Here is an 8087-nt window from a genome sequence, read left to right on the forward strand (position 1 = left end):
GGTGGCTGCGCTGCTCGGGCCGCCGCCGCGCACCCGCATGCTGCTGGTCGGCGCGGCCGTGGTGCTCGTCGCCATCTCCGGGCTGTCCGCCCTGGACGCGGCCGCTAGCCTGCACGCCCTCGTCGAACTGGCCCAGGTGCCGGGCGCGTGACATTTGCCGCTGGCGTCCGCACCCGGTTTCGGGGAGCCTGGCAGTTAGGATTGAGTGGCGGGCGAACAGGGGGCTGGCATGCCATGGCATCCCGATTTGGCGCGGATCATCGAAGCGGTGCAAAGCGCGCCATCCATCTTCGACAAGCGACCCTGGGAAGTCGTGCTGGCGGGCGAGGCGCGGAACAGCGTGGAACTGTACGCCGACGCGGGCCGGGTCCCACACGACATCTCGCCGCGTGAGGTCGCGATCAGCTGCGGCGCGGCCCTGTACAACCTGCGGCTCTCGATCCGGGTGGCCGGCCGCGAGCTGTCGGTCTGGATGCTGCCCGGCCTCGATCAGGGATCCCCGCTGATCGATCACCTGACCGCCACACGCGTCCTCGTCGCTTCCGTCGAGATCATGCCTGACCGCATCGACCCGCCCACCGCCGGCATCCAGGAACTCTACGAGGCGATGTGGCTGCAGCACATCAATCCCGGGGACTACGCGGCACAGCAGGTGCCGCTTCCGTTGCTGGTGGAAATGGAGAACGCCGCCGCGGAGGAGCACGGCTGGCTGCGGATACTGCACCCGCGCGAGCAGAAGGCGATCTTGCGCGCGACGGTCCGCGGCGGGGAACTGGCCAGCCGCGATATGCAGCTGATGACGCTGTCCACCGACGACGACCGGCCGCTTGACTGGCTGCGCGCCGGGCAGGCGCTGCAGCACGCGCTGCTCACCGGGACCAGGTACTCGATGTCCTCAGGGACCGGGCGCGGCGAGCGGTACCGCTCGTCGCTCAAGTACCGGCTGTCGGACTTTCACCCGCTCCATCCGCCCGACCGGGTGCCGTCCAGTTACGGGGTGACCGCGTCGTTCCTCACCCAGTCCCTCGAACGCGAGGATCAAGATCAGGTTCAGCGGCGCTGGCCGTGGCCGACCTTCTACAACGAGGTGCCGCAGGTGGTGCTGCAGGTCGGTTTCTCGCCAGTGGAGCGGGTTCCCGCGCCGCAGCTCTACGGGGCCCAGCCGACGGAAACGGAGTGACCGCGGGCCCGTTCAGGATAGCTCTTTGTGCGGAATTACTAATATCATTCTGAACGGATAGTGGCTTCGCGCAAAGGTTCGCCTGCTGCGGAAGCGCAATATCCGGGGCCGCAGAATCCCGCCGGGCGTTTTTGGCTCGCGCCCCATGGGACCAGCCAGGTTGCAGAGAAACAATCGCCTAAGGAAAGCCGTCACAACGGCCGGAGGTCCCTCTGCCATGGCCATGCCCACCGCGCTCGAGATCGCACGTCAGGCTACGCTCAAGCCAATCTCGGAAATCGCCGAAGACGTCGGTATCCCGCCCTGGCTGACCGAACCCCACGGTGAGCACGTCGCCAAGATCGACCTGAGAGCCATCGACGAGCTCGCCGACCGGCCGAAAGCGAAGTACGTCGTCGTCACGGCGATCACCCCGACGCCGCTGGGGGAGGGGAAGACCACTACGACGATCGGCCTCGGCATGGCGTTCCGGCACATCGGCAGGAAGGCCACGATCGCGATCCGCCAGGCGAGCATGGGCCCGACGTTCGGCATCAAGGGCGGCGCGGCCGGCGGCGGCTACAGCCAGGCGGTCCCGTTCGAGCTGCTGAACCTGCACCTCACCGGCGACATGCACGCGGTCACCGCGGCCAACAACCAGATCGCGGCGATGGTGGACAACAGCCTGTACATGGGCAACGAGTTCGGCCTCGACCTGAACCAGATCACCTGGCGGCGGGTGCTCGACGTCAACGACCGGGCGCTGCGCAACATCGTGATCGGTCTCGGCGGGTCCGGCGACGGCGTGCCGCGGCAGGCCGCCTTCGACATCACCGCCGCGTCCGAGGTGATGGCGGTCCTCGCCCTGTCCAGGTCGCTCAGGGACATGCGCGAGCGGCTCGGCCGCATCGTCGTCGGCTACACCAAGTCCGGCGAGCCGGTCACCGCCGAGCAGCTGAAGGCGGGCGGCGCCGCGGCGGTGATCATGCGCGAGGCGCTCAAGCCGAATCTGCTCCAGACGCTGGAGAACACGCCGGTGTTCGTGCACGCGGGGCCGTTCGGCAACATCGCGCACGGCAACTCGAGCGTGGTGGCCGACCTGATCGGCATCCACACCGGCGAGTTCCTGGTCACCGAGGCCGGGTTCGGCGCCGACATGGGCGCCGAGCGGTTCTTCAACATCAAGTGCCGCGTCTCCGGGCTGAAGCCGGACGCCGCGGTGGTCGTCGCCACGGTGCGCGCGCTGAAGTCGCACTCCGGCAAGTACAGGGTGGTGGCCGGCCGTCCGCTGCCCGAGGAGATGCTCAAGGAGAACCCGGACGACGTGCTGACCGGCGCGGCCAACCTGCGCAAGCAGCTGGAGAACGTGCGGGCGCACGGCGTCGAGCCGGTGGTCGCGATCAACGCGATGCCCAGCGACTTCCCCTCCGAGCACGCCGCCATCCAGGAACTGGCCGCCTCGATGGGCATCAGGTCGGCGGTCTGCACGCACTTCGTCGACGGCGGCCGGGGCGCGGCCGAGCTCGCCGAGGCGGTCGCCGAGGTCGCGGCCCAGCCGAACTCGTTCCACCACATCTACCCGTCCGAGGCGACGCTGCGCGAGAAGATCGAGACCCTCGCGACCAAGATCTACGGCGCCGACGGCGTGGACTACACTCCGCTGGCGTCGAAGCAGCTCGACGGGTACGAGAAGAACGGCTTCGGCAACTTGCCGGTCTGCATCGCCAAGACCCAGTACTCGCTGTCCGCCGACGCGAACCTGAAGGGCGCGCCGACCGGGTTCCGGCTGCCGGTCCGCGAGGTCCGCGCCTCGGTCGGCGCCGGCTTCGTGTACCCGATCTGCGGCAACATGAACACCATGCCGGGCCTGGCGAGCAAGCCCGCCGCGATCAGCATCGACCTCGACGAGAACGGCGAGATCGTCGGCCTCTACTGATACCCGTCAGCCGCACCCGCCCGTACGAGAAGATCGTGCGCCGTTAGCGGGCTATCGCGTGAATGACGTCATGCGGGGCCATGCCCGTGGCGAGCAACTTCTTGGCCCGCTGCCACGTCGCGGGCGGGTCGTCGTGCCATAGTTCCTCGATAACGCGCTGCACCGCCCGCCGGAAATCCTCGCGTGGTGCTCCGCCGGTGTCGCACATCCCGAACTCGGCGAGCGCGATCACGGTCCGGTGCTCCTGATCGCTGGCGTCGAGGGGATCGCCGCCAAGGGCACCGGCCCCGGCTGGTGGCACGGCGAGCTGCCGCCGGTCCCGGCAGTCCGTCAGCCACGCCGCGTCGGCGTCGCTCGCGGCGAGGTCGCGGACGTATGTGCGCGCCACGGCGCTATCCGGGTCGTCATACGCGGAGCCGAAGTGCTCAAGGACCTTCGGCAGGTGCTCGAGCACGCGCGCGGTCGCCGCCTCGTCAAGCCCCTGACGGCCGGCCGCCCACCGGACCCACGCGGTGACCGCGGGCGCCAGGCCCGCACGGTGTGAGTCCGTCAGCGTGAAGGTCCGCACGACGTGCGACAGCAGCATCTCGCCCAGCTTGTCCGGGCCCACCTGACCGGGCGGCTCGTCCGGAACACGGCTGCTGTACCCGGTGAGCACCTCGGCCCAGAATCGCGCCTCCTCAATCGGACCAGCGGAGCCGGCATCCGGGCCGCGCAGGAAATCGGCCACGGCGGCGGCGCGGTCGGCGGCCGTGTACTCGACGGCGGTGAAATCCGCGTCCGCCGGGAGCCGGCGGACGCGGGACCGCACGACTGGCAGGACCGTGAACGAGGACTCGTTGGTCTCTAGATCCAGGTCCGCGTCGGCGCTGGCCAGCGGTTGCTCCACGCGACGCCGCGCTTCGGCGAGCGTGATCTCTCCGAAGCGTTCGAACGGCCGGTCGCGGACGATCTCGATCAGCTTGTCCGTGTCATCGCTCACGGTCAGGAAGATGACGGCGGGCCGGGTGGTGGTCATGTCGATCCCCACTAGGATCGCGTGCTCGGCCTCTCCATAGCCGAACGTGACGACGATGTACTCCAGGTCGCCGAAGACGTCGTAACTTCGCCACGCGCTGCGGGGCGCCGGCCGTCCCGCGGCAGCGACCCAGTCGGGCGGATAGACGCCGTCGTCGGTGTGCTCCTTGAGTCTCCGGCTCGCCTCCCGTTTGAGCACGGGCGTGCCAAGCGACACGACGAGCCGGCAGAACGCGGCACTCTCTGGCGTGAGCTGGTCCCGGATGGCCGAGTCGAGCACCGCGTCGGCGAACTTCTCAGGCCCGACGGCCTCGGCGCCGTCTGCCATGAGCGCCATGGACGCGAACACGGAGGTCTGGACTTCGGCGTGCAGCACGTCGCCCGACGCGATGGTCGCCCACAGCTCATCAAGGGCGCCGTCGAACGATTCGCGAAAGGGCCCCGATGCGGGACGGTGGTTTCTGCGACCCATCGCGCCATCCTAGTGACCGCGGCCGGGCGCGAGCGGCGGCACGCGCCCGGCCCGTCAGCCCCAGACCCGCTCCGCGGTGTCGACGACCAGCGCCAGCTTGCGCTTCTGCTGGTCGGGGGTCAGCACGTTGCCCGCTGAGGTGGAGGCGAACCCGCACTGCGGGCTGAGGGCGAGGTTCTCCAGCGGCACGTACCGCGCCGCCTCGTCGATCCGGCGCCGCAGCTCGTCCTGCGACTCCAGGACCGGCGTCTTGGACGAGACCAGGCCGAGCACGACCACCGCGCCGGGCCGGACGAACCGCAGCGGCTCGAAGCCCCCGGCGCGGTCGGTGTCGTACTCGAGCAGGAACCTGTCGACGGGGACGGTGCCGAACAGCTTCTCCGCCACCGGCTCGTAGCTGCCCTTCGCCATGTACGCGCTGCGGTTGTTGCCGCGGCAGATGTGCATCCCGACGGTGAGGTCCGGGTTCGCGTCCTTCACGCTCCGCACGATGTCCGCGTCGGCGGCGACCGACGCGTCGAGGATGACCGCCGGATCGAGCGTGTTCTGCGTCGCGGCGCGGAACTCGTCGTCGAACACCTGGTTATACGACAGCGAGTCGAGCTGCACCCAGTGCGCGCCGAGCCCGGCGAGCTCGGCGATCTCCGCGATCTGCAGCGCGACGAGGTCGGCGACGAGCTCCGCCGGGTCGGGGTAGGCGTCCTCGCTGACCTCGGGACGCCAGGTCATGCCGCCCATCGCCGCGGACATCATGGTGATCTTGAACTGGCCGGGGACCCGGGATGCCATGAACGCCGCCTCGACCGCGGTCAGGTGGTCCTTCTGGAACACCTTCGAGCTGGCCGCGGTCATCACGAAATCGGTCTCTTCCTCCGGCGGGATCCCGCCGTCCTCGCGGTGCCAGGTCACGGCGGGCGTCTCGATCTGGCTCATCCCGCCGATCGACTCCAGGATGCCGGTCATCCAGTTGGTCCGCCTGGCCTCGCCATCGGTGAACACGGTGATCCCCGCCGAGCGCTGAATGTCGATGTTCTCGCCGGCGGCGCGGTCTTCCGCCGCCCGCAGGTCCCCTTCTGTGCTGCTCCCCGCCCGGTAGGCGGCGCGGGCCTCGAGCAGCCAGGGCTGCCGCAGCATGCTGCCGACGTGCTCAGCGTGAATCTCCGTTGCCATGGGCGACCGTCTCCCTTGCCGATGTCGTAATATGTCCGACTACCTTCCCAAGCGCGGCGCGCGAAGTCTAGGCCCCGAACTCCGCACGGATCGCCGTGGTGTGCTCGCCGAGGCCCGGCACCGGGCCGAGCACGGGGTCCTGGCCGGCCACCTCGACGGGCGGCAGCAGCGCGTCGATCTCGCCGCCCGGCGTGCTGACGGTCCGCCAGCGGTCGCGGGCGCGCAGCTGCGGATGGCGGGTGAGCTCCTCGGGGGTGCGCAGCCGGGCGCTGGCGATCCCGGCCGCCTCGAGCGCGTCGCTGACCTCGTCGGCGGTGCGGCCCGCGAACGACTCCTCGATCACGGCGGTCAGCTCGTCGTGGTGCGCGACCCGGTCGGTGTTGCTCGCGAAGCGAGGGTCCGCAGCCAGGCCGGGCCGCCGCATGATGAGGCGGCAGAAGGCGAGCCACTCGCGCTCGTTCTGGATACCGAAAAAGACAGCACCGTCGGCGACGCGGAACGGGCCGTACGGCGAGATCGACGGATGCCGTGCCCCGGTTCTTCGCGGCGGCTCGCCGCCGTACCTGGAGAAATAGGCGGGCTGCATCATCAGCTCGCCGAGCGCGTCGAGCATGGCGACGCGCAGCGTCGCGCCAGCGCCGGTCCGCTCCCTGTCGTACAGCGCGGCCAGGATGCCGCTGTAGGCGTACATCCCGGTCGAGAGGTCGGCGACGGAGAAGCCGGTCTTGGACGGCGTCTCCGGGGTGCCGGTCGACATGATCAGCCCGGTCTCGCACTGCACCAGCAGGTCGTAGGCCTTCTTCGCGCCGTAAGGGCCGCCGTCGCCGTAGCCGGAGATCGAGCAGTGGATCAGCCGCGGCAGCGCCGCCCGGACGGTGGCCGCGTCCAGCCCCAGCCGCTCGGCCGCACCGGGGACCAGGTTCTGCACGAACACGTCGGCGCGGCTGATCATCGCGTCAAGCAGCGCCCGGTCGGCGGCGTCCTTGACGTCGAGGACCACGCTTTCCTTGCCCCGGTTCAGCCAGACGAAGTAGCTGGACTGGCCGTGCACGGTGCGGTCGTAGCCGCGCGCGAAGTCGCCGGCCGGCGGCCGCTCGACCTTGATCACCCGGGCGCCCAGGTCGGCGAGCTGCCGGGTGGCGAACGGCGCGGCCACCGCCTGCTCGAGCGCGACCACGGTGATGCCGTCGAGGGGCTGTCGCATGGTGCGTTCTTTTCCGCCTGTCGCGGGATTACGCGCGCGCGGTCGGCCGCGTACGCTAGCTGCGTGAACCTGGGCAGCGAGTTCATCCAGCGCGTCCTGCACCTCGATGACCCGCTGACGCGTGACGTAGTCGTCCAGCGTGGCCTGCGCGTGCCGATGCCCGACGGGGTGGTGCTGATCGCCGACCGGTGGGCGCCGCGGGCCGGCGGCGACGGGCTCCCCGTCGCGCTGCTGCGCACCCCCTACGGGCGCGGCCGGCTGGTCGGCGCCGCCATGGCCAGGCCGCTCGCCGAGCGCGGGTTCCAGGTGCTGATGCAGTCGGTGCGCGGGACTTTCGGGTCGGGCGGGACGTTCCGGCCGATGCGGGACGAGCGGGACGACGGGCTGGCGACCCTGGAATGGGTCAGGAAGCAGCCGTGGTTCGGCGACGCGATCGTGCTCTTCGGCGCCAGCTACCTCGGCTACGTCCAGTGGGCGGTGGCCGACCAGCTCCCGCCGGAGGTCAAGGCGATGATCCCGGACGTGACCGACTCGGCGCTCACCCTGGAGTTCTTCCGGCCTGACGGGTTCTCTCTCGAGACGCCGTTCGGCTGGGGGATCATGGTCGACGCGCAGGAGCGCCCTGGCGCGCTGCTGCGGCAGGTCACCGCGGCCAGGAAGAACCTGCGGGCGCTGCGCACGGTCCCGCTCGGCCGCGCCGACGTGGCCGCCGCCGGGCACCGCGTGGAGTACGTGCAGAACATCCTCGCCCACGACGCGGACGACCCGTACTGGGCGCCGCTTGACCACCGGGACAGCGTCGCGCAGGTGACCGTGCCGGTCAGCTCGATCGGCGGCTGGTACGACATCTTCCTGCCCGGCCAGCTGCGCGACTTCCAGGTGCTGCAGTCCCTCGGCCGGCCGGCCCGGCTGACTGTCGGGCCGTGGACGCACCTGTCGATGGACGGCACCCCGGTGCGGGAGGCCGTGGAATTCGGGCTGGCGTACGCCCGCGGCGTCGAGCCGCCGCCGCGGCCCCCGGTGCGGCTCCACGTGATGGGCGCCGGCGAGTGGCGCGACTTCGAGTCCTGGCCGCCGCCCGGCTACTCACCGACCCGCCTGCACCTGGGGGCAAGCGGCACGCTGTCCG

General features: G+C 70.5%; 6 protein-coding genes. 3 read left to right on the forward strand and 3 right to left on the reverse strand.

Features of this window, described 5'->3' with window-relative positions:
- Window positions 1-268: 268 nt before the first annotated feature.
- A complete protein-coding gene (locus WA805_RS20690) occupies window positions 269-1180 on the forward strand; it encodes a hypothetical protein (protein ID WP_422288067.1) in 912 nt (303 codons plus the stop codon).
- A gap of 217 nt (window positions 1181-1397) precedes the next feature.
- The gene (locus tag WA805_RS20695; RefSeq protein WP_422281780.1) at window positions 1398-3095 is read left to right on the forward strand and encodes a formate--tetrahydrofolate ligase; all 1698 of its coding nucleotides are present in this window, start codon (window positions 1398-1400) and stop codon (window positions 3093-3095) included.
- Between the two features lie 43 nt (window positions 3096-3138).
- On the opposite strand, the gene WA805_RS20700 is transcribed toward WA805_RS20695, so the two are convergent.
- From WA805_RS20700 to WA805_RS20710, 3 genes are all read right to left on the reverse strand, one after another.
- Window positions 3139-4584 carry a hypothetical protein gene (locus WA805_RS20700; protein WP_425243152.1) on the reverse strand — a complete coding sequence of 482 codons (1446 nt, stop codon included), beginning with the start codon at window positions 4582-4584 and terminating at the stop codon, window positions 3139-3141.
- Window positions 4585-4638: 54 nt separating this feature from the next.
- Window positions 4639-5754 carry a cobalamin-independent methionine synthase II family protein gene (locus WA805_RS20705; RefSeq protein WP_422288061.1) on the reverse strand — a complete coding sequence of 372 codons (1116 nt, stop codon included), beginning with the start codon at window positions 5752-5754 and terminating at the stop codon, window positions 4639-4641.
- A 67-nt stretch (window positions 5755-5821) separates the two neighbouring features.
- Window positions 5822-6958: a CaiB/BaiF CoA transferase family protein gene (locus tag WA805_RS20710; protein WP_425243153.1), complete on the reverse strand. Its 1137-nt coding sequence runs from the start codon at window positions 6956-6958 to the stop codon at window positions 5822-5824.
- Window positions 6959-7021: 63 nt separating this feature from the next.
- Between WA805_RS20710 and WA805_RS20715 the strand changes: the two genes are divergently transcribed.
- On the forward strand, window positions 7022-8087 hold a 1066-nt coding region (locus WA805_RS20715), incomplete at its 3' end, for a CocE/NonD family hydrolase (protein ID WP_425243154.1).

It is taken from the genome of Trebonia sp. (assembly GCF_049794275.1).
Classification (GTDB): domain Bacteria; phylum Actinomycetota; class Actinomycetes; order Streptosporangiales; family Streptosporangiaceae; genus Trebonia.

Coding starts and splice junctions, on each gene's coding strand:
- WA805_RS20695 (WP_422281780.1), top strand. CDS start 1,398: ATGGCCATGCCCACCGCGCTCGAGATCGCACGTCAGGCTACGCTCAAG.
- WA805_RS20700 (WP_425243152.1), bottom strand. CDS start 4,584: ATGGGTCGCAGAAACCACCGTCCCGCATCGGGGCCCTTTCGCGAATCG.
- WA805_RS20705 (WP_422288061.1), bottom strand. CDS start 5,754: ATGGCAACGGAGATTCACGCTGAGCACGTCGGCAGCATGCTGCGGCAG.
- WA805_RS20710 (WP_425243153.1), bottom strand. CDS start 6,958: ATGCGACAGCCCCTCGACGGCATCACCGTGGTCGCGCTCGAGCAGGCG.